Source organism: Collinsella sp. MSK.8.10 (assembly GCF_019041915.1).
Classification (GTDB): domain Bacteria; phylum Actinomycetota; class Coriobacteriia; order Coriobacteriales; family Coriobacteriaceae; genus Collinsella.
The window spans coordinates 45973-72209 of the sequence record NZ_JAHPYF010000005.1; the positions used below are offsets into that span (position 1 = coordinate 45973).

The 26237-nt window shown below is 58.6% G+C and carries 23 protein-coding genes; 3 read left to right on the forward strand and 20 right to left on the reverse strand.

The features are described 5' to 3' along the window. The first annotated feature begins 7 nt into the window (after nucleotides 1-7). Nucleotides 8-1357, forward strand: coding sequence for a glycosyltransferase (locus KTF55_RS06535; RefSeq protein WP_226790611.1), 1350 nt, complete (start codon nucleotides 8-10; stop codon nucleotides 1355-1357). Between the two features lie 443 nt (nucleotides 1358-1800). Here KTF55_RS06535 and dut read toward each other — a convergent pair whose 3' ends face one another. From dut to KTF55_RS06550, 3 genes are read right to left on the reverse strand one after another with little or no spacing between them, the layout of a single operon-like run. Then, the gene (dut, locus tag KTF55_RS06540; protein ID WP_217108116.1) at nucleotides 1801-2244 is read right to left on the reverse strand and encodes a dUTP diphosphatase; all 444 of its coding nucleotides are present in this window, start codon (nucleotides 2242-2244) and stop codon (nucleotides 1801-1803) included. 4 nt (nucleotides 2245-2248) lie between these two features. Next, nucleotides 2249-2692: a transcriptional regulator NrdR gene (nrdR, locus tag KTF55_RS06545; protein WP_022093781.1), complete on the reverse strand. Its 444-nt coding sequence runs from the start codon at nucleotides 2690-2692 to the stop codon at nucleotides 2249-2251. 51 nt (nucleotides 2693-2743) lie between these two features. Further along, complete coding sequence (locus tag KTF55_RS06550) at nucleotides 2744-3193, reverse strand: LysM peptidoglycan-binding domain-containing protein (protein WP_217108117.1); 450 nt, start codon at nucleotides 3191-3193, stop codon at nucleotides 2744-2746. 163 nt (nucleotides 3194-3356) lie between these two features. Here KTF55_RS06550 and lexA point away from each other — a divergent pair, with 163 nt between their 5' ends. Further along, entirely contained in the window at nucleotides 3357-4001 is a 645-nt protein-coding gene (gene lexA, locus KTF55_RS06555; protein WP_217108118.1) for a transcriptional repressor LexA, read from the forward strand. Beyond that, nucleotides 4001-4705: a heparan-alpha-glucosaminide N-acetyltransferase gene (locus KTF55_RS06560; RefSeq protein WP_217108119.1), complete on the forward strand. Its 705-nt coding sequence runs from the start codon at nucleotides 4001-4003 to the stop codon at nucleotides 4703-4705. Before lexA ends, KTF55_RS06560 begins: the two co-directional genes overlap by 1 nt. On the opposite strand, the gene hflX is transcribed toward KTF55_RS06560, so the two are convergent. The 17 genes from hflX to rpsO all read right to left on the reverse strand — a co-directional run bounded on the left by hflX (nucleotide 4690) and on the right by rpsO (nucleotide 26110). Beyond that, on the reverse strand, nucleotides 4690-5979 hold the full coding sequence (hflX, locus tag KTF55_RS06565; protein ID WP_217108120.1) for a GTPase HflX: 1290 nt from the start codon (nucleotides 5977-5979) through the stop codon (nucleotides 4690-4692). The two genes, KTF55_RS06560 and hflX, sit on opposite strands and share 16 nt — an antisense overlap. Then, nucleotides 5979-6917: a tRNA (adenosine(37)-N6)-dimethylallyltransferase MiaA gene (miaA, locus tag KTF55_RS06570; RefSeq protein WP_217108121.1), complete on the reverse strand. Its 939-nt coding sequence runs from the start codon at nucleotides 6915-6917 to the stop codon at nucleotides 5979-5981. Before miaA ends, hflX begins: the two co-directional genes overlap by 1 nt. After that, nucleotides 6917-8287: a tRNA (N6-isopentenyl adenosine(37)-C2)-methylthiotransferase MiaB gene (gene miaB, locus KTF55_RS06575; protein WP_217108122.1), complete on the reverse strand. Its 1371-nt coding sequence runs from the start codon at nucleotides 8285-8287 to the stop codon at nucleotides 6917-6919. The genes miaA and miaB overlap by 1 nt, the downstream gene beginning before the upstream one ends. 49 nt (nucleotides 8288-8336) lie before the next feature. Further along, entirely contained in the window at nucleotides 8337-8654 is a 318-nt protein-coding gene (locus tag KTF55_RS06580; RefSeq protein ID WP_006235982.1) for a stage V sporulation protein S, read from the reverse strand. Between the two features lie 74 nt (nucleotides 8655-8728). Continuing rightward, nucleotides 8729-9814: an ATP-binding protein gene (locus KTF55_RS06585; protein WP_217108123.1), complete on the reverse strand. Its 1086-nt coding sequence runs from the start codon at nucleotides 9812-9814 to the stop codon at nucleotides 8729-8731. Between the two features lies 1 nt (nucleotide 9815). Further along, on the reverse strand, nucleotides 9816-11366 hold the full coding sequence (rny, locus tag KTF55_RS06590) for a ribonuclease Y (protein ID WP_115596193.1): 1551 nt from the start codon (nucleotides 11364-11366) through the stop codon (nucleotides 9816-9818). 257 nt (nucleotides 11367-11623) lie between these two features. Next, nucleotides 11624-12316, reverse strand: a complete 693-nt coding sequence (locus tag KTF55_RS06595; protein WP_217108124.1) for a regulatory protein RecX — start codon at nucleotides 12314-12316, stop codon at nucleotides 11624-11626. A gap of 11 nt (nucleotides 12317-12327) precedes the next feature. Next, nucleotides 12328-13476, reverse strand: coding sequence for a recombinase RecA (recA, locus tag KTF55_RS06600; RefSeq protein ID WP_022094695.1), 1149 nt, complete (start codon nucleotides 13474-13476; stop codon nucleotides 12328-12330). 257 nt (nucleotides 13477-13733) lie between these two features. Beyond that, nucleotides 13734-14264, reverse strand: coding sequence for a CinA family protein (locus tag KTF55_RS06605; protein ID WP_217108125.1), 531 nt, complete (start codon nucleotides 14262-14264; stop codon nucleotides 13734-13736). A gap of 12 nt (nucleotides 14265-14276) precedes the next feature. Next, nucleotides 14277-14825: a CDP-diacylglycerol--glycerol-3-phosphate 3-phosphatidyltransferase gene (gene pgsA / locus KTF55_RS06610; protein WP_006235973.1), complete on the reverse strand. Its 549-nt coding sequence runs from the start codon at nucleotides 14823-14825 to the stop codon at nucleotides 14277-14279. A gap of 99 nt (nucleotides 14826-14924) precedes the next feature. Continuing rightward, complete coding sequence (gene rimO, locus KTF55_RS06615; protein WP_217108126.1) at nucleotides 14925-16274, reverse strand: 30S ribosomal protein S12 methylthiotransferase RimO; 1350 nt, start codon at nucleotides 16272-16274, stop codon at nucleotides 14925-14927. Nucleotides 16275-16301: 27 nt separating this feature from the next. Continuing rightward, a complete protein-coding gene (locus KTF55_RS06620; protein ID WP_217108127.1) occupies nucleotides 16302-16799 on the reverse strand; it encodes a YajQ family cyclic di-GMP-binding protein in 498 nt (165 codons plus the stop codon). Nucleotides 16800-16825: 26 nt separating this feature from the next. Next, entirely contained in the window at nucleotides 16826-18337 is a 1512-nt protein-coding gene (locus KTF55_RS06625) for a helix-turn-helix transcriptional regulator (protein WP_217108128.1), read from the reverse strand. Continuing rightward, nucleotides 18337-21111 (reverse strand): DNA translocase FtsK, encoded by a 2775-nt coding sequence (locus KTF55_RS06630; protein ID WP_226790615.1) that lies wholly within the window; start codon nucleotides 21109-21111, stop codon nucleotides 18337-18339. The genes KTF55_RS06625 and KTF55_RS06630 overlap by 1 nt, the downstream gene beginning before the upstream one ends. Before the next feature lies 1 nt (nucleotide 21112). Next, nucleotides 21113-22783: a ribonuclease J gene (locus tag KTF55_RS06635; RefSeq protein WP_217108129.1), complete on the reverse strand. Its 1671-nt coding sequence runs from the start codon at nucleotides 22781-22783 to the stop codon at nucleotides 21113-21115. A gap of 651 nt (nucleotides 22784-23434) precedes the next feature. After that, nucleotides 23435-25681 carry a polyribonucleotide nucleotidyltransferase gene (locus KTF55_RS06640; protein WP_117639884.1) on the reverse strand — a complete coding sequence of 749 codons (2247 nt, stop codon included), beginning with the start codon at nucleotides 25679-25681 and terminating at the stop codon, nucleotides 23435-23437. 150 nt (nucleotides 25682-25831) lie between these two features. After that, nucleotides 25832-26110 (reverse strand): 30S ribosomal protein S15, encoded by a 279-nt coding sequence (rpsO, locus tag KTF55_RS06645; RefSeq protein WP_217108130.1) that lies wholly within the window; start codon nucleotides 26108-26110, stop codon nucleotides 25832-25834. Between the last annotated feature and the right edge of the window lie 127 nt (nucleotides 26111-26237).

A 26237-nucleotide genomic window follows, 5' to 3' on the forward strand; every position in this document is an offset into this window, starting at 1 on the left:
GACACTCATGCACTACAATGATTCATTGCGAAACAAAGATGAAGGGGAGTTATCGATGGATCAAACGCAGACGAGCAACGACGCTCCCCTGCCCACGCAAAGCACTCCCCAACCGGAGCAAATGACCGTTTCACCTGCACAAAAACCCCTAGTAACCATTGTGCACGCATCGGTTGGATCGGGCCACAAAGCCGCCGCCAACGCGATTGCACAAGCATTTGATCTTATCCGCGGCACCAAGGGAATCCCTGAGGATATTGAAATTGAAGTGCTCGATATCCTTGATTTTGGACGCATTAAATTCGACGGCAATAAGACCGCGGCTTCTTTTACGGGAGCCACGCGCCCCATTTACGACCTGACCTGGCGATATACGCTTACGGGACATCTACTCTGGGGCGGAGGCACGGCATGGTCGCGAATTATGTTCCCCGCCTTCAACGATTATGTCCGCACCCGCAGGCCCATGGCCGTGGTTGCAACACACATTACGGCAGCCAATGTTGCTGTGGGCGCCCGCGTCATCACGGGTATCGATTACCCGGTCATCTGCGTACCCACAGACTATGAAGTCGAAGGCTTTTGGCCCCACAAGGACACCGACCTGTTCTGCGTAGCCAACGAATTTATGGCCGAGACACTTCGCCCCCGCAAGGTTCCCGAGACCAAAATCCGCATTACAGGCATCCCCATTCGCGCCGGGTTTGATACGAACTACAATCGCGAGGAAGAACTCGATAAGTTCAATCTCCCCGCTGACAAGACCGTTGTGTTGGTGATGGCCGGTGCCAGTTTGCCTCAACCGTACGTTCGCTTTCGCGCGGAGATGGACCGCACACTCCCCTTCCTGCGCAGCTTCGAGGACATGCACTTTGTCTTTTTGCCGGGCAAGGATGAGGAATACGCCACCCGCCTCAAGACGCTCTTCGACGCCATGAAGCTCGAAAACGTCACGGTTCTGGACTACGTGGACGATATGGCAGCCCTCATGCACGGCTGCGACCTGGCAATCCTCAAATCGGGCGGACTCACGGTCACCGAGTGCCTATGCGCACATCTGCCGATGATCCTGCTGGGCAAATCATACGGTCAGGAAAAGGCCAACACAACGATGCTCACCGGCATGGGCGCCAGCATGCATGTCACCACCGCACGAGAACTAATCGTGACGTTGCGCCATCTGCACGATCATCCCGAATCACTCAAAGCCCTACTCATCAACGGCGAAGTACTACGCCGCCCTCACGCAGCCGAAGATATCGCCATCGCAACCATGGAGCTCGTAGGCAAACCCCAGAAAAGAAAACGCGCATTCTGCCGCTTCTACTGGGGCGATAAGCCAGCGCATATCCGCTAGCGTCTTAACGGCCGCTGCTCGGCGGGAGCCGCCCATATATCATTCCATGCTCAAACATTCTCGCTTCGCAGGGCGCACTAATCCCCCCCGTCCGGGACTCACCCATATCATTCCATGCTCAAACATTCTCGCTTCGCTACGCTCGCTGCGAAACTGCGCGTGGAACGATTTGGGTGAGCCCCGGACGGGAGGCTTCTTGCTTGAAAACAAATTGAAATCCAACTAGTAAGCCGGTGCGACAAAGGAGAAATCCCCTTGTCGCACCGGCTTACCAATTGATTAATGCTAACGGTTACCAGCGAAGATACACGGTAGTTGCAAGCATGCAAACGCAGCTCACCCGTGGGAGGGCCCTATATATCGTTCCACGCGCAGTTTCGCAGCGCAGCGAGAATGTTTGAGCATGGAATGATATATAGGGGCCTCCCACGGGTGAGCGGACATTACAATACGCCGCTAGAACCGAAACCGCCGACTCCTCGGTCGGTTTTATCCAGTTCGTCTACCTCTATGAAGTTAACCGTGGGGACTTCTTGGATGACGAGTTGGGCTATGCGGTCGCCTTTGTTGATTTGGATGTTGTTCGTGGGGTCTAGGTTAATGAGGATGACTTTGAGTTCTCCTCGGTAGTGGGCGTCGATGAGGCCCGGCGTATTGACTATAGACAGGCCCTGCTTGATGGCCAAGCCGCTGCGGGGCTGGACAAAGCCGGCGTAGCCGTCGGGCAGGGCGATGGCCAACCCAGTAGAGACCAGACGGCGTTCGAAGGGCTTCAGAACACAGTCCTCGTTGGAGCGCAGATCCAAGCCGGCATCGGAGGGATGGGCGTATTTGGGAAGCTCGACGGTGGGGTCGAGACGCTTTATGTTGACGGTAATGTTGGACATGGAATCACCTTAGCTTGTCGAGCTCTTGCAGAAACTCATCGACGTCTTTGAAATCGCGGTAGACCGAGGCAAAGCGGATGTACGCCACCTTGTCGATCTTGGCCAAGCGCTTGAGCACCATGTCACCCAACTCATGGGACGTGACGGCCGTCAGCGTACGAGAACGCAGCTCGACCTCGATATCGTCGATAATCTCATTGAGCTTCTTAGTGTCGATATCACGCTTGATGGTGGCGCGCATCAAGCCGACGAGCAGCTTATTGCGATCGAACCGCTGCTTGGTTCCGTCCGACTTAATGACCTCGATTGGGTCTTCGCATCGCTCGAACGTTGTAAAGCGGTAGTTACACGAGCAACATTCGCGACGGCGCTTAATGGTGTTATTTGACTCCTGCATACGGGAATCAACGACGCGGGTATGTGCCTTGCCGCATTTGGGACAGCGCATGGTACCTCCTCTTAAACGATAACAAGGGTACCATGCGCAGCGCGATAATGATTACGAACGAGCAGGAACCTTAAGATGCGCACCGGCGGCGAGCGAACCATGCTCCAGATGATTGACGTTACGGATCATGTCGGAAGTCTCTTGCGTGGAAAGGCCTTCGATTGGATATTCCTCAGCAAGCGACCAAAGAGAATCACCAGGCTGAACGCGAATGGTCTCATAGGTAACGTTGGAAACGGACTCGGCATACGCGGCGTGACGAGCACTAAAGACCGACGTAGCGAGGACAAAGAAGAGCGTAAGCGCAACGGCAACAGCGGCAATCGTCGGGACCTTCAGGGCAACGCGGGCCGGCGCGACTGCAGCCTGCTGATTGCGAGTAGGCTTTACGGTCAAAGGCTGAAAGCCGGAGCGGCCACCCTGAACAACCGTAAAAATGGGTTCCGCAGGCGTCTCGAGCTTAAGGGCGAGGTTTCCCTGGACCATATTCGTTGCGTTCATCATGTTCTCCTCTCGCGTGTTTTGCTGAGAACAGTTTTATCAAGCCGCGCGGACAAAAAAGTCTAGCGCGAGAACGAATGTTCGGTTATTATTATCTTCGAACAGTTGTTCCTGTCAAGCAAAATTCGAACATTTGTTTGACATGGGTAGAGAGGATGCCCTGATGGCTCGCAAAATTACCAAGCGTCAGCAGCAAATTTACGACTTCATCAAGGAATATCAGCAGGAGAAGGGTTATCCGCCCAGCGTGCGCGAGATGGCTTCTGCCGTGGGCCTTTCCTCCCCCAGCACCGTGCACGCCCATCTATCTGCCCTGGAGGCGCGCGGGCTACTCAAGCGCGATGCCACCAAACCGCGCGCCCTGGAACTCTTTAACGAGGACGGTTCCTCTGTCTCAATTTCTAAATCTGACGAGCCCACCGCACCTCGCGGAACGGTCTCGCTACCGCTCGTTGGTCGCGTCGCGGCTGGGATTCCCATTCTGGCCGAGCAGAATATCGAAGACACTTTTACGATCCCGACCGAAATCGCCACTGATCAGGGTTCCTTTATCCTTGAAGTGCATGGGAGCTCAATGATCAATGTCGGCATCTTCAATGGCGATTACATCATCGTCCGTGAACAAAAGAATGCCATGAACGGCGAAATTATCGTGGCCATGATTGATGGTTCAGCGACCGTCAAGACGTTCTACAAGGAGCAGGGACGCGTACGCCTGCAGCCAGAGAATGACACCATGGAGCCTATCTATGCAACGAATCCCGTTATCTTGGGCAAAGTCGTCGGCTTGATGCGCCGGTTCTCGTAATGCAAAAACGCATCACCATCTTTGATACCGTCCGCGGGTTTACGATGATTTCAATGGCAGGTTTTCACGCTTGCTACGATCTCGCCTACCTGTACGACTGGGATATGCCCTGGTTTACCCAGACCGTCTTTCAAGACATCTGGCGCGCCAGCATCAGCTGGGTATTTTTGTTTATCGCGGGTTGGATGTGCACGCTCTCACGCAACAATGCCAAACGAGCGGCCAAGTACGCTGCCGCAGCTTTGGTCGTCTGGATCGCAACAACGCTCGTATCGGTCGACGATTCAGTGAAGTTTGGCATCATTTATTGCATGGCGGCGTGTACCGCTGTGACAGCCGTAGCACGACCGATGCTTAAGAAAGTGCCCAGCACGTGGGGCATTGCGATATGCCTCGCTCTCTTCGCGGCGACATGGGGCATCCCGAAATCGACCTATTCATTCCCCTATTTGGCGTGGCTAGGATTTCCCGGCCCCCGGTTTGTTTCAGGTGATTACTACCCCATCATCCCGTTTTTCTTTATGTATCTTGCAGGATACTTCGCCGCACACATAGCGCAGGGAATCGATAAGACCATCCCAAGCTGGGCCTACGCCAATCCCATCCCGGCGCTCGCCAGCCTTGGACGTCATGCACTCCCCTTTTATCTGCTGCATCAGCCCATCATTCTGGGCATTTTGGAGCTCGTCTACTCGGTGCGATAACGCTCGAGCCGTGGCGCGATACGGGCCGGCAGCTTCGCAACAATACGAACGCCGCCCTCAAGATATTCCTCGTGCAAAAGGGTTCCCTGTTCATGCACCAGCGTGATGAGGGCGCCCTCGCGATACGGGATATCAGCGGAGAGCAACACATCGGTGGCAGCCGCCTCACGAGCAATACGGTCGACGAGATCGTCAAGTCCCTCGCCCGTCTGGGCCGAGAACAGAACGGCTTCCGGATAACGACGACGGAAACTCAATCGATCAACGCTATCGAGAAGATCGATTTTATTGAATACGGTCAGCGTTAGGCGCTCTCCAGCGCCGATCTCATCAAGCACGCGGTCGACAGCCTCCAGCTGCCGCTCATAGTCCTCGTCAGAGGCATCCACAACTTTAAGGATCAGATCGGCACCAAGAACCTCAGACAGCGTGGACTTAAAGGCATCAACGAGACCATGCGGTAGCTTTTGAATAAAGCCAACGGTATCGGTAATCGTCATGCCGCGACCGCCGGGCAGGCGATACGAACGCGTCGTCGGGTCGAGCGTAGCAAACAACTTGTCCTGCGAAAGTACCGTAGAGCCGGTCAGACGATTGAGCAACGTCGATTTACCGGCATTGGTATAACCGGCTAACGCGACGCGAAACGCCGGTGACTCAATGCGGCTCTTGGATTGAACATCGCGACGCTGTTCAACCTGCTTGAGCTCACGACGAAGCGCAGCGATCTTATTACGAATGAGGCGACGGTCGACCTCGAGCTGACTTTCGCCCTGACCAAAGCGTGAGCCGATGCCGCCGCGCGTCTGTTCCTTGGCGAGGTGGCTCCACATGCCACGCAGACGAGGCAACAGATATTGAAGCTGTGCCAGCTGTACCTGTAGGCGTCCCTCACGCGTCTGAGCATGCAGGCCAAAGATATCCAAGATCAGTGCCGTACGATCGATAATCTTTACCGGCTCGCCCACGGCTTTCTCCAAATAGGATTGCTGCGAGGGCGTCAGGTCGTCGTCAAAAATAACGACATCGGCATCCATGCGATGTACCAGACCGCACAGCTCCTCTACCTTACCGGAACCGATAAATGATTTGGGATACGGCTTTACCAAACGCTGAGACAAGCGAGCCACACACTGGGCGCCAGCCGTGTGGGCAAGACGCTCCAGTTCATCAAGCGAGCGATCGAGCGGCCATGCATTGTCGCGCCATTCAACACCAACCAAAATGGCACGCTCGGGCTCGGGTGCCGTAGGAACAAGGGGAAAACGGGCCATTAGACAGCCTCAATACGAAGTAGGATGTCCTCAACGACCTCATCGATCGTAAACTCGTCCATATCGAACCACACGATGCGGTCATCGCGTTTAAACCACGAAAGCTGACGTTTGGCATAGCGACGCGAACGCATCTTGATGAGTTCACGAGCCTCGTCCATAGAAATCACGCCATTGAAAGCATCAATGATCTCTTTATAGCCAATTGCCTGCATCGAAGTCAGGGCATCTCCCAGCCCCTGGTCCATAAGACCGCGAACCTCATCAACAAGACCCTGTTCAAACATCAGATCGACACGCAGGTTAATGCGCTCGTAGAGCACCTCGCGATTACGCGTCAGACCAAACCATAGGGCATGATAATGCTCGCGCGGAACACTAAACTGAGACTTTTGCTGCGCGTAGGACACTCCATCATCGTGCATTTCGAGCGCGCGAATCACGCGACGAACATTATGGGGGTGGATGACCGCAGCGGACTCGGGGTCACGCTCGGCAAGCAGCGCGTGCAGCGCTTCCTCGCCTATGCGCTCGGCAAGTTCCTGATACCCCGCGCGACGATCGTCCTCAAGCTCGCCCGAGGGAAAATCCATCTCATCCAGAGCGGCCTTGAGATACAAGCCTGTGCCCCCGCAAAACACTGGTAGGCGGCCCTCGCCAAGCAAACGCTCAACATGCACACGAGCGTCAGCCTGATAAAGCGCAGCAGAATATGCCACACCCGGCTCTACAATGTCGACGAGACGCAGCGGCGCCGTACACTCATCGGGCGCCATCTTTGCAGTACCGATGTCCATGCCGCGATAGATTTGCATCGCATCGCACGACAGCACTTCGGACGAAAGACGAGCTGACAAACGGTCGGCAACATCGCTCTTACCAACCGCCGTCGGACCGACGATCGCAACGGCGGAAAGACCTGCCCCGGGAGAAACCATTAGCGCGGCTCGCCCACAACGGAGCCAGACAAATACCAGGTCTTGGCAACGTCAACGTCAACATCAACGATCTTGCCAACAAGCTGATCAATACTGTAGCCCTCGGGGATAGGCGCATGCACGGTCTGATTCTTGGGACTCTTGCCCAGCAGGACCGCGTCGTTCTTTTTACTCGTTCCCTCAATGAGCGCCGGCACCACAGTATGAAGCTCACCCTGGTTATACTCGTGTGCCGTGGTCTCGATAACCTTAACCAGGCGGTTGAAACGCTCGAGAATAACCTCATGCGGCGTAGGATCGTCAATCTCGGCGGCCGGGGTACCGGCGCGCTTGGAATAGATGAAGGTATAGGCCTGAGCATAGCGGACCGTCTCGGCAAGTGAGAGCGTCTGCTCAAAGTCTTCTTCAGTCTCGCCCGGGAAGCCAACGATAATGTCGGTCGAGAGCGCGATATCGGGCATGCGGTTGCGAATGCGATCGACAAGGCCCAGATAGTCCTCGCGTGTATAACGGCGATTCATCTCTTTGAGGATCCGTGTCGAACCTGACTGGACGGCCAGGTGCAGCTGCGGCATAACGGCAGGCGTCTCGGCCATGGCGTCGATGGTCTCGGGGAGCAGATCCTTGGGATGCGAAGACGTAAAGAAGATGCGCTCCACACCCGTATCGCCCACGGCACGCAGCAGATCGGCAAAACGCGGCTTGCCAAACAGATCGCGACCATATGAGTTAACGTTTTGGCCCAGCAGCGTAATCTCACGCACGCCCTGGCGCACCAAACCGGTCACCTCGTCGACAATCTCATCGAAGGGGCGGCTTTTTTCGCGACCGCGCACGTACGGCACGATGCAATAGGTGCAGAAATTATTGCAGCCCGTCATGATGGGCACCCAGGCGTGATACTGGGTCTCGCGATGCCACGGCATGCTCATGGCATCCGTATCCTCATGCTCATTGGTGCGGATATGACGCTTGCCGTCAAGGAATGCCTCGGCAATGAGCTCGGCCACATGTGCGATAGAATGCGTGCCAAAGATGACATTGACGTTATCGACGTTGGTGAGCAGGCCCTCACCATCACGCTGCGCGATACAGCCACCCACGGCAACCACGCGCTTGCCCGAAGGCGAAGGCGGCAGGCTTTTGCAGGAATTGCACTGACCGTACAGGCGAGTATCGGCGGCCTCGCGCACGCAGCATGTCATGAAGACAACAATATCGGCATGCTCGGGATCGAGCGCCATGAGGCAACCATACGAATCGAGCAGACCGCTCACGCGCTCAGAGTCGTGCTGATTCATCTGGCAGCCAAAGGTGCGGATAAAGTAGGTTTTACCGGCAAGAATATCGCGTACGGAACGCTGGTCCATGTGCATAAGTCCTAACGATGGAGGGGGGGCGAATCGAGGCAAGCAGAAGCTATGCCACAGGCTTAACATCATCCATGACGACGTTATCCATAGCAGCTCGATTGATCTGGTGAACGTAAATAGAAAGACGGATGGCCGTGCGCGACTCCCCGTTAATAAGGATGTCGGAGAACACGGGCGCGCAGGAAATATCAAACCCGGTTGGAATCAAAAAACCGCGCGCGATAGCCACGGCCTTTATGGCCTGGTTGACCGCACCGGCGCCGACACACTGAATGTTGACGGGAACACCATCCTTGACCATGCCGGCGATGGCGCCGGCAACGGACGCGGGCGATGATTTGCTTGATACCTTCAGGCAATCCATGAAGAAACTCCTGCGTTTAAAAGTACGTTTTAACTGCAATAACTGTATCGTACCGAGTGGACTCGGTAAAGGCACTATTCCTCTTTGGCAAGATCGAATGTCACGGTGATTCGATCACGCGAAACGCGAATCTTTGGGTCGCCGCAAAGGTTGAGATAGTACCGGGCGGCAAGGTCATTAAAGTCGCGCTCCACAGCACGCGAAAACTGTGCCATGTCATCCTTGGCAATACGTAGCCCACGACGATCCTTCGCGAGATCGACAGGAGCCGGCGCATGCGAGGATGAGTCACGCTCGCGCAGCAGACGCGCAGTCACACCGCGAACGGGCTTAATCTGCCCTGCCAAAATGCGATGGGCCGTGCGCTCGGACATTTCAAGACCCAAACCCGAACAGATGCGGATAAAGTCCTCGGCATCAGAGGCAAGGCCTAAACGATCGACAACCGGAAGCTCGCTCTCGTCATCAATAAACAGGAGACGAGACGTATCGAGCCGACTTGACGCCTGAGCATAAAGGGTCGCGGCAATCTCAGACGGAGAACCAAGATAGACATCGCAACCACGTAACTCCTCGAGCGCAAACTCACAGGCAGCGCGAATAATATTATGCGGACCGCGAGCACAGACATAACGTCCGTCCTCATCCTTGACGGCCTGGGGCCAGCTGGACTGATCGGCGCGCTCACTGAGGCGGTCGGCCGCAACGCTCACCTTAAAGGCTGAACCAAGATCGACACCGGACGTGACCACACGGGCCTCGTCGGTGTTCTGCTTGATCGAAAACAATGCCATGCCACGACCGTGAACGCCCCAACGGTCCATCTTCATGCTCTCGAGCTTGGAGGTAACGCGAGCATCGAAGATTCGCTCTTGCATATCCTGCGGAACACCCGAGCCGTTATCCAGAAAGACAAGCGTGCGGACGCCATCTTCCTTGGTCGTAGCGAGAAAGACCTTGTCGGCGCCGGCATCGCGAGCATTACGGAGCATTTCGATGACGATATCCTCGACATGCTGAATGTCGTGCTTTGCCTGGCGCCGCTCGGCCTCCGAAACGCGGAGGCGGACATACCCCTCGCCAAGGTTCTCCTCGACGCGAAGGTTGCCCTCCCCCGACATCGACGCGATAAATGAGATGAGCTCGTTCGCGTCGCTCATGTTATTTAGCGATATCGACAGCGCGGCTCTCGCGAATCACGACGACGCGCACCTGACCGGGATACTCCATCTCTTCCTCGATCTGATGGGCGATATCGTGAGCCAGAACCGTGGACTGGGCATCGGAAATCTTGTCCGGCTGAACCATGACGTGGACCTCGCGACCAGCCTGCATGGCATAGGTACGCTCGACGCCGTCATGGGAGTTGGCGATCTCCTCGAGCTTCTCAAGACGCTTGATGTAGTTCTCGGCAGACTCGCGACGGGCACCGGGGCGAGAGGCAGAGACAGCATCGGCGGCCTGTACCAGGACATCGAGCACCGTGTTGGGGTCGACGTCGGCATGGTGAGCCTCGATAGCGTGGACGATAACGGGCTTCTCGCCATAACGGCGGGCAAGCTCGGCGCCGATGACGGCATGCGGGCCCTCGACGTCATGGTCGATTGCCTTGCCCAGGTCGTGCAGCAGGCCGGCGCGCTTGGCGGTAACAACGTCCAGGCCAAGCTCGGAAGCCATTACGCCGCACAGGTCAGAGACCTCGAGGGAGTGCTGAAGCACGTTCTGACCAAACGAGGTACGGTAGCGCAGGGCACCAAGGGTCTTGACGATCTCGGGGTGCAGGTCGTGAATGCCGGTATCGAATGCAGCTTGCTCGCCAGCCTCGCGCACGCGCTGCTGAACCAGGTCGGCAGCCTTGTGATACATCTCCTCGATGCGGGCGGGGTGAATGCGGCCGTCGGCGATGAGGTTCTCCAGAGCAACACGGGCGGTCTCACGACGGACCGGATCGAAGCTCGAAAGAACGACGGTCTCGGGCGTGTCGTCGATCACGAGGTTGACGCCGGAAACCTGCTCGAAGGTCCGGATGTTGCGACCCTCGCGACCGATGATACGGCCCTTGAGGTCATCAGAGGGAATGTGCACGGAGGTAACGGTGACCTCGGCAGTGTGGTCGGCAGCGCAGCGCTGAATCGCCAGGGACAGAATCTCCTGGGCGGTCTTGTGGCACTCGGCGCGAACCTGCTGCTCGGACTCGCGAATAATCGTGGCGGCCTCGTGGGTGACCTCGCCGCGAACCTTATCGAGGAGCTCCTTGTGGGCATCCTCGCGGGTAAGGTCGGCGATACGCTCGAGCTCGGAGGTCTGCTTTGCGCAGAGCTCCTCGAGCTCACGGGAGCGCTTCTCGACCTGACCGGCCTGACTGGACAGCTGATGCTCGCGCTTGTCGAGAGCGTCGTTGCGGCGATCGAGGGATTCCTCGCGCTGCATCACGCGGTTCTCGAGCGTACGAATCTCGCTCTTGCGCTGCTTGTCCTCGGCCTCGGCGGCCTGCTTGTTCTTGATGATCTCCTCTTTAGCCTCGAGCAGAGCCTCTTTTTTGAGGGTCTCGGCCTGACGCTTTGCATCACCGATCAGGGACTCAGCCTGTGCGTGTGCCGACTGGATCTTTTCGTCGGCCTCGTGAAGACTACCCTGCTTGGCGGTGCGCATGTAGGCAATGGCGGCGATGGCACCCAAAACGATGCCAACGAGCGCTGCAATGATAGGCATGCTCACTCCTTTTTATGGATTCGTTACACAACAAAGCGAACCGTCCTTATGAACGGCTCGCGACATTTGAGTAATATGGGCGCAGCTTATGCGGGTCGGATACAGATAAACATATAAACAAACTCATCACAGATGAGCACATATCACAAAGCAAATGACAGTGTTTATCGTACGTTGAACCACAACAACTGTCAAATAAATGGCCCCAGTACGGCGGCTAAAACGCGGTGAGCGGCGGGGCCACAAAACGCATACGCCTAAAGCGCACATTCCTCGCATTCGGCATCGAGACGTGCCTTAACGGCATCGGCGGCGATGTGATACGAGAAGCCCTTGCCCATCAAAAACCGAACCAGTTTTTCGAATCCGCGCGTCTCTGGAACACACCGCTTGGCAAGCAGGGCTGACGCACGCGCCAAATCGTCTTCGACGGCAAAATAATCCTCGGGATAACCGGGAATGTCATCGAGCACAACATGACGTCGCTTGAGCTCGGTCTCGATTTTGCGCTGTCCCCAACCGCGCCGCTTGCGTTCCTCGATAAAGTACGAGCAAAAGCGATTCTCGTCTAAAAAGCGATACTCGGTGGCGCGCTCGACGGCGAAATCGATCGCGGGCTGATGAAAGCCGTAGCGAGCCAGCTTGTCACGGACCTCACCCGTCGCATGGTCGCGGCGCGATAACATCTCAGTCACCATGGTAAGTGCACATTTACGCTCGATGAGCTGCACCGCCTCACGAAAGTTATCCCAATCACAGGGAAGATCGGGGCGGTTTTTGACATACAGGCGCGCGACCCGCACGGGAATCCAAATGGACCGCTCAAAACCGCCCTCAAGCTCACAATCGATATGTGCGCAAGGCTTTTTGGACGCATACCCGCTCGAGAACGAGGAGGCCGCCTTCTTATCGGGAAAGACGACCGTGGCCTCGGTCACCGTATACGACATGAGCGTAACCGCTACTCGTCGTCATCATCGAGCATGGCGGAACCATCGATGGCGTAAAGCTCGTCAAACTCCTCAGGCGCAGGCTGATCGGTCAGCTCTACCTCGGACGGAGCATCGTCATCAAACTCAAGCCCGCAGGCAAGACGGACCTTATGCTCAATCTCGTCGGCGCAATCGGGGTGTTCGCGCAGGAACGCCTTGGCGGCCTCGCGACCGTTGCCGAGCTTGTCCTCGCCATAGGCAAACCAGGAGCCCATCTTCTTGCAGATGCCGCACTCGACAGCCATGTCCAGAATCGAGCCCTCCTTAGAGATGCCCGTACCGTACATAATGTCGAACTCAGCAGAACGGAACGGAGCTGCCACCTTGTTCTTAACGACCTTAGCGCGCACGCGGTTACCGATAACCTCGTCCTTAAGCTTAATGCTATCGATACGGCGAATGTCGATACGCACCGAAGAGAAGAATTTAAGGGCGCGGCCGCCCGTCGTGGTCTCGGGGTTGCCGAACATGACGCCGATCTTCTCACGCAGCTGGTTAATGAAGATGCACGTCGTGTTGGACTTAGACAGCGAGCCGGCGAGCTTGCGGAGCGCTTGGCTCATCAGGCGAGCCTGAAGACCGACCGTAGTGTCGCCGATTTCTCCCTCGATCTCGGCACGCGGGGTCAGCGCGGCGACGGAGTCAACAACGATGGCATCGATGGCGCCGGAACGCACGAGCATGTCAACGATCTCGAGCGCCTGCTCGCCCGTATCGGGCTGGGAAATGAGCACCTCGTCGATATCCACGCCGATACGCGCGGCATAAGTGGGATCGAGCGCATGCTCGGCATCGATAAATGCCACAACGCCACCCATTGCCTGGGCCTCGGCCAGGATCTCGAGCGAAAGCGTCGTCTTACCGGAGGACTCAGGACCGTAAATCTCGACGATACGGCCACGCGGCACGCCGCCGATACCCAGCGCGGCATCGAGTGCCAGAGCGCCCGTAGGGATGGCCTCGACCTCGAGCTCAGGGCCACCGTCGCCGTACCTCATGATGGAACCCTGGCCGAATTTCTTCTCGATCTCAGCCTTGGTGGTGGCGATCATCTCATCGCGCTCTTTACCCGTCGTGCGAGCATGAACGGTACGTACGGGACCTGAATTCTTGGCCATGAATAGCCCTCCTCTTAACAACCTGCATCGATAATAAACGAACGGCTGTTCGTGGTCAACCGTTCAGATAAATCATATGCAGCCGACCTTTCCAAAACCCAACCAAAAGCCGACCAAACACTGACCAAATGCTTGACCATAAAGGGCCAAATAAGAACAAGGCAGGCAAAAATACACCTATGAACAGCACAAACGCTAAATTCTTCTGAGGTCCCCATCTCCACAATTAAGGGGCCCGGAGGCCCCTTAAAACACGTCTATTCCATAGAATCGAGCACGCAGACAATGCGACCCAATGCCTCCGTGACCGCATGGGCACGAACACACGAACGGTCGCCCTCATAGTGGCAGCGCACAGAGTCCACGACCGGCACTCCCCCATCGGCGGAACGATGTGCCCAGCCAATATAGAAAGTGCCAGCAGGATCGTCCTCAGTACCACCGCCGGGGCCGGCATAACCCGTTGCGCTCACTGCAATATCGCTCTGGTACAGCTCCAGCGAACCCGACGCCATCTCGCGCGCGGTCTGATGCGACACCGCGGTGTAGCGGTCGAGCGTCTCCTGCTCAACACCCAGCACGCGATGCTTAATCTCATCGCAGTAGGTCACCGCACCGCCACGCAGCACCGCCGAGGCGCCCGGGATATCCGCAATCGTCGAGGCGATCATACCCGCCGTCAGCGACTCAGCCGTCGAAACCGTCACACCCCGAGCGCTCGCGCGCTCGACGATATCGCGCGCCAGCTCCTCGTTATGTGCGGAAATCTGCTCAAAAGAGTCCGTCATACCCACCAGGACCTAGACCGAAAAGACGATCTTGCGGCAGTTCCAGAAGTACTGGGCGCCCGAGATAACGGTCAAGACAACGGCAACGGCATACAGGAAGCGCGACACCGAGTAGATGCCGAGCGTCAGCGCCACCGGGCCAAGGTGCAAGCCGGCCATAGCAAAAACGCACAGGTAACCGCAGATGGAGACCATCGTGGTCGCCGTCTTGTACTTGCCGAGCTTATCGGCCGCAACGACCACACCGGCCGCACTCGCGACCATGCGAAGGGCGCTCACCAGAAGCTCACGGAACAGGATAATGAACACGGACCACACGGTCACCGCGCCAAAATCCAAGAACAGCAGCAGGGCCGAAAACACGAGCAGCTTATCGGCGATGGGGTCCAAGAATTTACCGAAGTCGGTGATCTCGTTGCGCGAACGCGCCAGATAACCGTCGACCTTATCGGTGCACGACAGGATCACATACAGAATGAAGGCAGCGGCGGCGAGCGGGCCGTCGAAGGTGCTCCAATCCGTACCGGCAACACTCGTGTGAGAAAGCGCCGACACGATCATGAACACCGGGATAAAAACGATGCGAACGCACGTCACGATGTTGGCGGGCGTCCAAACACTCGTCAGTTCCTTATTGCTCTCGTTTGCCACGATGCTCTCCTACTCCACAACATGGCCGATAAGCTCATAGCAGAAGCTATCGGTAAACTCGACAGTCAGAATATCGCCCACAGATGCCTCGCTGGCATCCAAGTGCACCGCGCCATCGGAATCGGGCGCCTGGAACCAGGCATGGCCGATCAGCTCGGCGCCGTCCTCGGTTTCTTCGATACCGTCGACGATCACCTGGGCGCGCTCGCCCACATGCGCGGCAGTTGCAGCAAAACCGAGCGATTCGGCCAGGTCCATGGCCTCCTGGGCGCGCTCGAGCTTAACCTCCTCATCGACCTGACCCTCCATCTTGGCGGCCAGGCTGCCCTCCTCACGCGAGTAGGCAAAGACACTCGTGTAGTCGAAGCCGACGGTGTCCATAAAGTCGATGAGGTCGCGGAACTCGTCGTCGGTCTCGGTCGGGAAGCCGACCATGGCCGTGGAACGGATCACGATGCCGGGGATACGCTCACGCAGATCGCGGAACAGATCCTCGAGCTCCTGGCGCGAACCGGAGCGACGCATGGCCTTGAGGATGCGCGCGTCGCAGTGCTGCACGGGAATATCGATATAGGGCAGCACCTCGGGCGTATCGCGAATCGTCTCGATGAGCTCATCGGTCATGCCCTCGGGCTGCAGGTAGAGCACGCGGACCCAGACGTTGTGCGGGCGCACGGCCTCGGCGACGGCACGCAGCAGCTGCGCCAGATTGCGCGGCGAGCCCTCGGAGACATCCTCGTCAGCAAAGTCGGTACCCCAGATGCCCGTGTCCTGGCCGATCAGCACGATCTCGCGCACACCGCCGGCAACCAGGTCGCGCACCTCGGAGATAATGCTCTCGGCATTACGCGAGTGATAGCGGCCGCGGATGTAGGGAATCATGCAGAAGCTGCAGAAGCGGTTGCAGCCATCGGAAATCTTGACGTAAGCAACGGCGCCCTCGACAGTGCGCTTGACTTGCGGAATATAGGCAGCGATTTCACGCTCGACACCCAGCACGCCATCGATGACCGCCACGATGCCGTCCTCCTCGTCGGCCTTCACAAAGGCAGCGACCTCGGGCAGCTCATCAGGCAGGTCGTCGCCATAGCGCGACGGCACACAGCCGCACATGACGATGGGGCAAGAACGAACGCCGTCCTGAACCTCGTTGGCGAGCTCGAGCGTGGTCTCGATGCTCTCGGACGTTGCGGAGGCGAGGAACGAGCATGTATTGACGATGGCAATATCGGCATCCTGCGGGTCGAATGCCTCCTCGTAGCCTGCGGCGGTCAAAAGAGAACGCATGCGGTCGGTGTCAACCTCGTTCTTAGCGCACCCGAGGGTGATGTAGAGCACAGAGCCCAACGGTGTATCCATGTTGGAGAGCGGTCCTTTCGAATGATATTAGCGGTAGTTGGTGAACTGTAGCGGCTGGCCGTAGTCCTGGTCGCGCAGGAACTGGATCACGGTCTGCAACGCGTCCTTCGAAGCAGAGGAAACACGCAGCTTATCGGCCTCGATGGTCACCTTGACCTTGAGCTTTTGATCCTTGATGTCCTTATTGATATTCTTGGCGGTCGCCTGGTCGATACCCTCGACGATATGGCCGAGCACGCGCACGGTGCCGCCCGATGCCGCCTGCGGAGCATCCCAGGACACGGCCTTGAGGTCGATGCCGCGCTTGATGAGCTTGGAGCTCAGCACGTCGATAATCTGCTTGGAGACAAAGTCGGCCGGGGCGTTGATCGTAAAGAGCTTGTCGCCCTTCGAAAGCTCGATCGTGGCGCCGGAATCCTTAAGGTCATAGCGCTGGGAAATCTCGCGCGTGGTCTGCTGAAAGGCGTTGTCGACCTCTTGCATGTTGACCTCGGACACGACGTCGAAGCTGGAATCTTTAGCCATGATGTTTCCTTTCGCGTACGAGCGGCTTAGTAGCTATCGTACGAATAGTCGGTAGAATCGGTGGGCGTCTGACCGTCAGTTGCGGTATCGGCGCCATCCGCGGACTGGGCATCGGTAACGTCGGTGGTATCGGCACCATCGGTGGTGTCGGTACCATCAGAACTTTCACCATTCTCGGAATCAGTCGTCTCCTTCTTGGGAACGGTGATCGTCACACGCGCCACGCCCGAGGTCTTGGTGTCGTAACGGACCTTTTCACCGTTCTTGGTAACGGTGACATCGGAAGGCTTGGACGTGGTGATCTCGATCGAGGACTCGGGCGTGTACTCCTGCTCAAAGGGGCCAGTCGCTTGGGCGCCATAGACCGACTTGCCGTCGACCTTGACCTCAATCCACGCGGTCTTTCCCTTGGCAACGGAGACTTTGACCTTCGTGACCTCGTTCTCTTCCTTCTTGGCCGTCGTCTTGGTAGCGTCCGAGTCAGTCGACTCATCCGTCGCCTCATCGGTGTCTTCGTCCTCGTCGACCGTTTCGGTCTTCTTAGAAGACTTCTTGGTCGTCGTCTTGGTAGCAGTGGGCGTCTCGGGCGTGGTCTCGGGCGCCGAAGATGCGCAGCCGCGCAGAAGCACCACGATGAGCACAATCAACAGCAGCGCAACGGCACCGATGCCGGCGTAGACGATACGCGGATCGAGCCCGTTGTTTTGAGGAGTACGTGATCCGCCGCGTCCACGACTGGAACTGCTGCGGCCGCCTCCCTGAGGCATACGACCACGATTGCTATCGGAACGGCCACGATAGCCACCCTGGCCCTGAAGGCTGCGCTGACCCGAGCGGGGCGCAAGTTCACCGCGGCCTTGATAGCCACGCTGTCCCGCACGCGGAGCCGAAGAGCGCTGGCCATACGGCTGCGATTGAGAGCGAAGACGCGGCGTCACCTGTGTGGTATCGGCATCCGCATAGCCACCGCGAGAGCGTCCGGTGGAGACACCACGGTAACCGCGATCGGAATAGCCGCCGTCGCCGTAGCCGGCACGAGGGTCACGCGCCACGCCGCGAGCAGCGGGGAGTGCGCGGTCCTCGGGCATCGGCGTACTGCGGAACCGGTCACGCTGCGAGCGAATCTCCTCGCCCGAACCCGTCTCGGTAATATAACCGGCCTGCTGAGGACGCTGTCCATAGCGGGTCGAACGACCGCCCTGAACCATCAGGAAGCGCCCGTTATCGACCGAGGAACGCGAATTAACGTAGCCGGCGGCGTCCTGAAAACGACCGCCCTGCTGCGACGTCTCGCGTTCGTATGCCATCAGATCGTCAAAGTAGGCATTGACGACCTCGCGCGGATTGAGGCCCAAAAAGCGAGCATAACTCGAAATCATGCCCTGCGCATAGCCGCGCGGCGGCATCGAAGCAAAGTTACCGGTCTCGAAAAACTCGATGATCTGCGGCCTGATTTTGATGGTGTTGGCGACTTGCTGAATGGAAAGGCCCATTCGGCGACGCTGCTCAAGCAGCATGTCACCAAAGCGTGCAGCCATCAGAATCCTCCAAACTCACGATCTTCACGTGCCATCTCGGCATCGACAGACTCCAGCGCGGCAAGCCCCTCCTCGTCCAACAGGACCTCGCGCGGCTTAGAACCGTCGGGCGGGCCGACGACACCCTTTTCTTCCAGCATATCCATAATACGCCCGGCACGCGCATAGCCAACCTTCAGACGACGCTGCAGGCCAGATGTGGAGCCAAGCTGCGATTCCACCACAATATGGGCGGCTTCCCAAATGAGCGGATCATCGTCTTGCGGCTCGGCGACTCCGGTACGGACAATGCCGCCGCCACCCGCCATGGACATGGAAGCGGGCGCCACGGCAGACAGGATCTCCTCGTGGTAGTCGGGCTCGCTCTGCGACTTGACGAACTCGACGATCTCGTTGATTTCATCATCCGAGACAAAGCAGCCCTGGATACGGCGGGGCTTGCCCCAGTCGACCTTAGAGAACAGCATGTCGCCCAAACCGGTGAGCTTTTCGGCACCCATCTGGTCGATGATGACGCGCGAGTCGATGCCCGTGGCGACGTTAAAGGCGATGCGGTTGGTGATGTTGGCCTTGATGAGGCCCGTCACAACGTTGGAGCTCGGACGCTGCGTAGCCACGATGAGGTGAATACCGGCAGCACGGCCCAGCTGAGCAATACGCACGATCGAGGCCTCGACATCCTTACCGGCGACCATCATCAGGTCCGAGAGCTCGTCGATGATGATGACCAGGTAGGGCATCTTTTGCGGCGGGTTATCGTAATGCTCAAACTCGCCGGCGGCCTGCTTTTCGTTGTAGGTCGAGATCTTACGCACGTTGAGACGCTCGAAGACCTTCAGGCGACGCTCCATCTCGGACACGGCCCATTGCAGAGCGCTCGCGGCCTGCTTGGGCTCGGTCACTACAGGCACGTAAAGATGCGGCAGACCGTTATAGCCCGCAAGCTCGACGCGCTTGGGGTCGACCATGATCAGGCGAACGTCCTCGGGAAGGGCGCGCATGAGCAAGGTCGTGATGATGGAGTTGATCATGACCGACTTACCGGAACCCGTGGTACCGGCGATCAGCAGGTGGGGCATCTTGGCAAGGTCGGCGACGACCGGCGTACCCTCGGCATCTCGACCGATGGCGAGCTCGAGCGGACCGCCCTTCACATAGGGAAGCACGTCGCCCAGGTTGACGTTCTGGCGCTTGCGATTGGGGATCTCGATACCCACAAGCGAGGTGCCGGGGATCGGGGCAAAGATACGCACGGACTGGGCAGCAAGCGATAGCGCGATATCGTCCTCGAGGCTCGAAATCTTGCTCACGCGCTCGCCCTCGCCAGGTTGCAGCTTAAAGGTCGTCACCGTGGGGCCGGCGATCCAGCCGACCACGCGGGCACTACGACCAAACTCCAGCAAGGTGGACTGAAGCGACTCGGCAGTCTGTTCCAGCTCCTTGTCAGAAGACGCAGAGGAAGCCGACTGCGGGTTGGCATGCAGAATCTCAAGTGGCGGAAGTTTGAGGCCGTCCTCTTCTTCGCCCTCGTTATCTGCGGCGCCGCCGTCCGCTCCCCCATCGCTAGCCGCAGCCGATTCGACAGCACTCAAGGCAGGCGCATCGGCAACCTTGGGATGCTTCAAGAAGTCGGGGATCTGAGGTGCTGCCGAGACAGGATTCACGGCAAACGGCGGCTCGGACTCGTCGATCTTATCGGGGTCGTCTTCCATCGAAAGCTGACCGGTTACCTGGTCGCGCTTTGCATGGCGACGCGGCAGCAAAGTTGTCTTTGCGGTCTCAATCAGACCCTCGTCGTCCTCGTCATCGCCCTCGGTGAGCTCAATCTCGCTATCGGACCAAGACGGATCGGGCTCACTTGTATTCAACTTGGGTGTGGCCTTGCTCTTCTTGGCATGACGGCGCGGCAGCAGCGTCGTCTTAGCGCGCTCAGCCTCCACGGCATCGGACACGTCGACAAACGGATCCTCGTCGTCATCGTCCAAAACCGGGTCCACATCATTGCCCATGACCGTGGTCACGGCCGCATCGGAGCCCTTTTGACGCAGAATGCTCAGGTGCGGACGGGCGACGCCGGGAACCGACAGGGCCTCTTCGTCGCCCCACGGGCTCGCGTTGACATCGGCACGATGGCGCTCGGCAAAATCGGCAGCGCGATCGCGTGCGGAGCGCAAAACGCCGCCCACCGAAAAGCCGATAATGACCAAACCAACGACGACAAGCCCCAGCAAGACAACCATAGCGATAGGTTTACCCAGGGCGTTTTGCAAGGCACTTGCGATAAAGGCACCAATGTAGCCGCCCGAGGCAGAAAGGTTCTGCTGCGCAAACATGAGATCGCACGAATCGCTCGTACCCGGCACCATCAGCGACAGGATAGAGACAATGGCCACAAAGACCACGGCGCCACCCGCGACCGAGCGAATGTTGAGCGGCGAGTCCTCACCCAAAAAGAGCGTGGCGGCAAACAGCAAGATGACGATCGGCAGCACGTAGGCGCCCAGGCCAAAGCCAAGGTGGTAGAAACCGGCAACCGCAGCTGTCACGGGAGCCGTTGCCGGGGAAATCACGGCAATGAAGGATGCAATCGCCAAAACGGCAATGACCACGCCGGCGATATCGCGATTGGCCGAAGGCTCGACCAGGGGCTCGAACTCACCGAACTCGGCCTCGTGGTCCTTATTGGCACGCAGATGGGAACCGGCACCCTTAGCAGATGCCGGCTGGTTGTTGGCTTTGTTGCCTTTGGCGTTTTGTGCAGATCCGCGCGCCAAACTAAACCTCCATGACGACCGGGATGATCATCGGACGGGTGCGCGTACGGCTCCAGATGAAGTTGGAGAGCGAATCGCGCACGGCCTTGCGAATAGCATCGGATCCGCTGCTGGTAAAGCTAAACTTGCCCTTCTCGATCGTCTTCATGATGGCTGCGGAGGCATCCTCGGAGAACTGATCGTCGATGGCAAACGAAACACCGCGGCCCGAGAACTCGATAGCCTCGATCTTCTTGTGCTTGAGCGAGACGATGGCAACGGCCGTGACCATGCCGTCGTTGGCAAGCTTTTGGCGATCGCGCAGGACGATGGGATCGGTGTCGCCGATGCGCAGACCGTCGACATAGACGACGCCGGACTCGACGGGCGCACCGCGCTTGACGATACCGCCGCGCATCTCGAGCGTATCACCGTTATCGAGGATAAAGATGTGATCGTCCTTAAGGCCCATCTTGCGGGCGAGCTGGGCATGGGCGCGCAGGTGCACGGCCTCGCCGTGAACCGGCATAAAGTAGGTGGGCTTGGCCATGGCCATCAGGAGCTTGAGCTCCTCCTGGCTGCCGTGGCCCGAGACGTGGACGAGGGCACGGGACTTATCCCAGACGTCGCAGCCAAGCTTGGCCAGGCTGTTGACGACCTGCTGGACGGCCTTCTCGTTGCCGGGAACAGGAGTTGCCGAGAGAATGACGGTATCGCCCTCGTGGATGGAAAGCGTCTTGTGCTCGCCGTTGGCCATGCGGGACAAGGCCGACAGCGGCTCGCCTTGCGAACCGGTGCACATGACGACGATCTTGTCGTCGGGCAGGTTATCGATATCGAAGGCATCGATGATATCGGCATCTTCGATATTGAGGTAGCCCAGCTCGCGCGCCACGCGGGTGTTGGTGAGCATGGAACGTCCAGTCACGACGACCTTGCGGCCGCACTTGCGAGCGGCGTCGCAGATCTGCTGCAGGCGATGGATGTGGCTCGAGAACGAAGCGACGAACACGCGGCCCGGGGCGTTTTTGATGGCGTGCAACAGGTTGGGGCCAACTTCGGCCTCGGACTTAGTAAAGCCGGGAACCGTGGCGTTGGTGGAGTCGGAAAGCAGCAGGTCGATGCCCTGCTTGGCAAAGCGGCTGATGGCGGCATAGTCGGGCGTGACGCCGTCGATGGGCGTCTGGTCGAGCTTAAAGTCGCCCGTGTGCATAACGGTGCCCTGATTGGTGCGAATAAACACGCCCAAAGCACCCGGAATGGAGTGCGTCATGGAGAAGAAATCGAGCGAGATGCCACCGAGATTGACGTGGCTGCCGCCCTTGACCTCGCGGAACTTGGGCGCACGAATGCGGAACTCGGAGAGCTTGCCCTCGATAAAACCGAGCGTCAGCTTGCTCGAGAAGATGGGCACCTTGTTGTTGAGGTCCTGCAGCAGGTACGGAAGCGAACCGGTGTGGTCCTCGTGACCGTGGGTGACGACGATGCCGCGGAGCTTCTCCTCGTTCTCCAGGACATAGGTGTAGTCGGGAAGCACCAGGTCGATACCGGGCTGGGAATCGTCGGGGAACATGAGGCCGGCGTCGACGAGCACCATGTCGTCGCCGCACTCGAAGACCGTCATATTCTTGCCGATGCCGTCAAGGCCGCCGAGCGGGATGATCTTCAAGGGAGATGATTTTTTAGCTGCCATAGGTGAGTGTTGTTTCCTTTCTTCGAAACGGGTCTGGAACAACCGACGGGGCGCTTCTGGCAAACCGACCGCCGGGAACGTACAAACATGCATCGCAGAGTCGATGCAGTAACCTCAGTATGATACCCATTTGTACCAATACAGACCACCCATGCATCAAAGCCCCATCTGAACTGGTCAATCCCGCCGGTCTGGTCTCAGCGGGCCCGGCACGGGCTAAGTTTCCTGCTCTACAGTCCTGCGCAAGACGGAAAGCACATTAAGTGCTTTCCTTTGCGTGCGGAACTCGCGATAAACTTAACCCGTGCAGGGCCCGCTGAGACCAGACCTGACAATTAGGGACAGGTTTATTTTGGTAGGTTTTATCTGGGGATATGCCGAGAGTGCAGGTATCGACGGTTCAGAAAAAAAGAAACTGAATAGACTATCTGACAAAATCGCAACCCGCACCAACCAGCCCTTTTGCTATTCCCGGCGGGGTCCGCGGGTAAAGTTTATCGCGAGTTCCGCACGAACAGGAGGCCACTTAATGTGGCCTCCGTCGTGAGCAGGACTGTAGAGCAGGAAACTTTGCCCGCGGACCCCGCCGGGAATAGCAAAAGGGCGACCCCTGTCCGGAGTCGCCCTTGTTGAGCTGCTTATGTGTAGCTGTTACTCGGCGTCGTGGTGACGGCGGGGCTTGCGGCCTCCGTTGTCGCCGGGACGGCGCGGACGGTCGCTGCGCTCGGAGCGCTCGCGACGCGGACGCTCACGGCGCTGGAAGTGCTCGCCGTCGCCCTCGGAGGCACCCTCGGCGCGAGCCGGGGCCTCGGGCTTATCAAGACGATCGAGCGAGATCTTGCCGCGATCGTCGACCTCGATGACGACGACCTTGACCTCGTCGCCCACGTTGAGGACGTCCTCGACCTTCTCCACGCGGCCCTTGGCGACGCGGGAGATGTGCAGCAGGCCGTCCTTACCGGGCAGCAGGTTGACGAAGGCGCCGAAGGGCTGGATGGAGACCACACGACCGGTGTACTCCTCGCCCGGCTCGGGAACCTTGATGATGAGCTTGATACGCTCGACGGCCTGGTCGACGGACTCGCCGGTGCCGCCAACAAAGACGGTGCCGTCCTCCTGGATGTCGACCGAGGCGCCGGTCTCGTCCTGGATACCGCGGATGACCTTACCGCCGGAACCGATGACGTCGCGGATTTTGTCGGTCGGAACCTGGATGGAAACGATGCGCGGAGCGGTGCTGCGCGTGGTGTGGCGCGGCTCGGGGATCACATCGAGCATCTTCTGCAGGATGAAGGCGCGACCCTCCTTGGCCTGCTGCAGAGCGCGGGCCAGGATGTCAAAGGTGAGGCCGGTGGCCTTGTTGTCCATCTGCAGAGCGGTGATGCCCTCGGTGGTGCCGGTGACCTTAAAGTCCATGTCGCCCAGGAAGTCCTCGAGACCCTGGATGTCGGACAGGACCACGGTCTTGCCCTCCTCCTGGATCAGGCCCATGGCGATACCGGAGACCGGGCGCTTAATGGGCACGCCGCCGTCCATAAGGGCGAGCGTAGAACCGCAGGTCGAAGCCATCGAAGAGGAGCCGTTGGACTCCATGACCTCGGAGACGACGCGGATGGCGTAGGGGAACTCGTTCTCGTCGGGGAGCACCGGAAGCAGAGCGCGCTCGGCCAGATTGCCATGGCCGATCTCGCGGCGCTTGGGGCTGCCCATGCGGCCGGTCTCGCCGGTGCAGAACGGCGGGAAGTTGTAGTGGTGCATGTAGCGCTTGCCCTCGGTGGGCTCGATGGTATCCAGACGCTGGCCCTCGTTGAGCATGCCGAGCGACAGGACGGAAAGCACCTGGGTCTGGCCACGCTGGAACAGACCGGAGCCGTGAACGAGCGGCAGGTAGTTGTCCTTCACCATGATGGGACGAATCTCGTCGGCGGCACGGCCGTCGACGCGCTCGCCGGTCTCGACGACCATGGTGCGCATGGCCTTCTTCTCGAGCTTTTTGAGCGCCACGGGGATCTCGCGCTCCCAAGCGGCCTGCTCCTCCTCGGTGAACTCGGCGCGGATGGACTCCTTCAGAGCCTCGACCTTACCGATACGGGAGAGCTTGTCGGCGTCGCGAAGGGCGGCAGCCATCTCGTCGTAGTGGGCGAAGATGCGCTCCTGGACCTCCTCGACGGGCTGGTCGAGCGGGTACTCCTTCTTGACGATGGCGCCGTTGACCTGCTCCCACTCGGCGACGAACTCGTCCTGAGCCTGACAGAAGGCAGCAAGGGCCTCCTGGCCAAACTTCATAGCGGCGAGCATGTCGTCCTCGGAGATCTCCTCGGCGCCGGCCTCGACCATCGAGATGAAGTCGGCAGAGCCGCCCAGCTCCAGGTCCAGATCGGAGTTCTCGCGCTCCTCATAGGTGGGGTTGACGATAAACTCGCCGGTCTCCACGTTGCGGCCGATGCGCACGCAGGCAAGCGGGCCCTCGAAGGGCACGCCGCCGAGCGTCATGGCCAAGGAGGCGCCCATGACGTTGATGACGTCGAAGGGGTTGACCTGGTCAGCGACGAGTGAAGTAGCGACGATGTGCACCTCGTTACGGAAGCCGTCCGGGAAGCTCGGGCGAATCGGACGGTCGATCATGCGCGCGGTGAGCGTGGCCTTCTCGCTGGGACGGCCCTCGCGCTTGAGGTAACCACCCGGGATGCGGCCGGCGGCGTACATCTTCTCGTTGAAGTCGACGGTCAGCGGGAAGAAGTCGTAGTTCTTGCGCTCCTTGGAGACGACCACGGTGTCGAGCATCGTGGTGTCGCCCTGCTTGACCAGGCACGCGCCGGTGGCCTGCTTGGCAAGCTCGCCCGACTCAAAGGTGTAGGTCTTGCCGTACAGCTCAAAGGTCTTGGATACGAGTGTCATTGTTCTCCTTTACCCCGCAGACCCCTTGCCTGCGGGCTTCTCATGTGACGCGGGCCCCCTGCCCCCGCCACGCTTCAGAGCGTGATTGTTCACGCCCTTACACAAAAAGAGCGCCCCGCTGCGCAGGACGCTCTTAGCATGTACAAATCCTTACTGGATGTTGTCGCGGATGCCCAGAGCCTTGATGAGCTCACGGTACTCGACGATGTCGCTCTTCTTGATGTAGGAGAGAAGACGACGACGACGGCCGACGAGCATGAGCAGGCCACGACGGGTGTGGAAGTCCTTCTGGTGGGACTTCATGTGCTCGGTCAGCTCCTTGATGCGCTCGGACAGGATGGCAACCTGAACCTTAGGGTTACCGGTGTCGACCGGGGTGTTACCGAACTGGGCAGTCAGCTCCGCCTTGCGCTCTTTGGAAACAGTCATTGTTTCACCTTTCGTTTTACGTCGCCCGCGGGCGACTCGATTCGCCTCGGACTGGGAAGCCGCCGGTGGAGCGAGCAACCAAGGTCGAGGTACCAACAGGTCGGTATGTTACCACAAGCAGCCTACG

Coding starts and splice junctions, on each gene's coding strand:
- KTF55_RS06640 (WP_117639884.1), bottom strand. CDS start 25,681: ATGACACTCGTATCCAAGACCTTTGAGCTGTACGGCAAGACCTACACC.
- hflX (WP_217108120.1), bottom strand. CDS start 5,979: ATGGCCCGTTTTCCCCTTGTTCCTACGGCACCCGAGCCCGAGCGTGCC.
- KTF55_RS06550 (WP_217108117.1), bottom strand. CDS start 3,193: ATGAACGCAACGAATATGGTCCAGGGAAACCTCGCCCTTAAGCTCGAG.
- KTF55_RS06580 (WP_006235982.1), bottom strand. CDS start 8,654: ATGGATTGCCTGAAGGTATCAAGCAAATCATCGCCCGCGTCCGTTGCC.
- KTF55_RS06635 (WP_217108129.1), bottom strand. CDS start 22,783: ATGGCAGCTAAAAAATCATCTCCCTTGAAGATCATCCCGCTCGGCGGC.
- rny (WP_115596193.1), bottom strand. CDS start 11,366: ATGCCTATCATTGCAGCGCTCGTTGGCATCGTTTTGGGTGCCATCGCC.
- pgsA (WP_006235973.1), bottom strand. CDS start 14,825: ATGATCGTGTCGGCGCTTTCTCACACGAGTGTTGCCGGTACGGATTGG.
- KTF55_RS06605 (WP_217108125.1), bottom strand. CDS start 14,264: ATGACGGACTCTTTTGAGCAGATTTCCGCACATAACGAGGAGCTGGCG.
- recA (WP_022094695.1), bottom strand. CDS start 13,476: ATGGCCAAGAATTCAGGTCCCGTACGTACCGTTCATGCTCGCACGACG.
- KTF55_RS06620 (WP_217108127.1), bottom strand. CDS start 16,799: ATGGCTAAAGATTCCAGCTTCGACGTCGTGTCCGAGGTCAACATGCAA.
- nrdR (WP_022093781.1), bottom strand. CDS start 2,692: ATGCGCTGTCCCAAATGCGGCAAGGCACATACCCGCGTCGTTGATTCC.
- rimO (WP_217108126.1), bottom strand. CDS start 16,274: ATGGATACACCGTTGGGCTCTGTGCTCTACATCACCCTCGGGTGCGCT.
- dut (WP_217108116.1), bottom strand. CDS start 2,244: ATGTCCAACATTACCGTCAACATAAAGCGTCTCGACCCCACCGTCGAG.
- KTF55_RS06560 (WP_217108119.1), top strand. CDS start 4,001: ATGCAAAAACGCATCACCATCTTTGATACCGTCCGCGGGTTTACGATG.
- miaB (WP_217108122.1), bottom strand. CDS start 8,287: ATGGACCAGCGTTCCGTACGCGATATTCTTGCCGGTAAAACCTACTTT.
- miaA (WP_217108121.1), bottom strand. CDS start 6,917: ATGGTTTCTCCCGGGGCAGGTCTTTCCGCCGTTGCGATCGTCGGTCCG.
- KTF55_RS06585 (WP_217108123.1), bottom strand. CDS start 9,814: ATGAGCGACGCGAACGAGCTCATCTCATTTATCGCGTCGATGTCGGGG.
- KTF55_RS06625 (WP_217108128.1), bottom strand. CDS start 18,337: ATGGCTGCACGCTTTGGTGACATGCTGCTTGAGCAGCGTCGCCGAATG.
- rpsO (WP_217108130.1), bottom strand. CDS start 26,110: ATGACTGTTTCCAAAGAGCGCAAGGCGGAGCTGACTGCCCAGTTCGGT.
- KTF55_RS06595 (WP_217108124.1), bottom strand. CDS start 12,316: ATGTCGTATACGGTGACCGAGGCCACGGTCGTCTTTCCCGATAAGAAG.
- lexA (WP_217108118.1), top strand. CDS start 3,357: ATGGCTCGCAAAATTACCAAGCGTCAGCAGCAAATTTACGACTTCATC.
- KTF55_RS06535 (WP_226790611.1), top strand. CDS start 8: ATGCACTACAATGATTCATTGCGAAACAAAGATGAAGGGGAGTTATCG.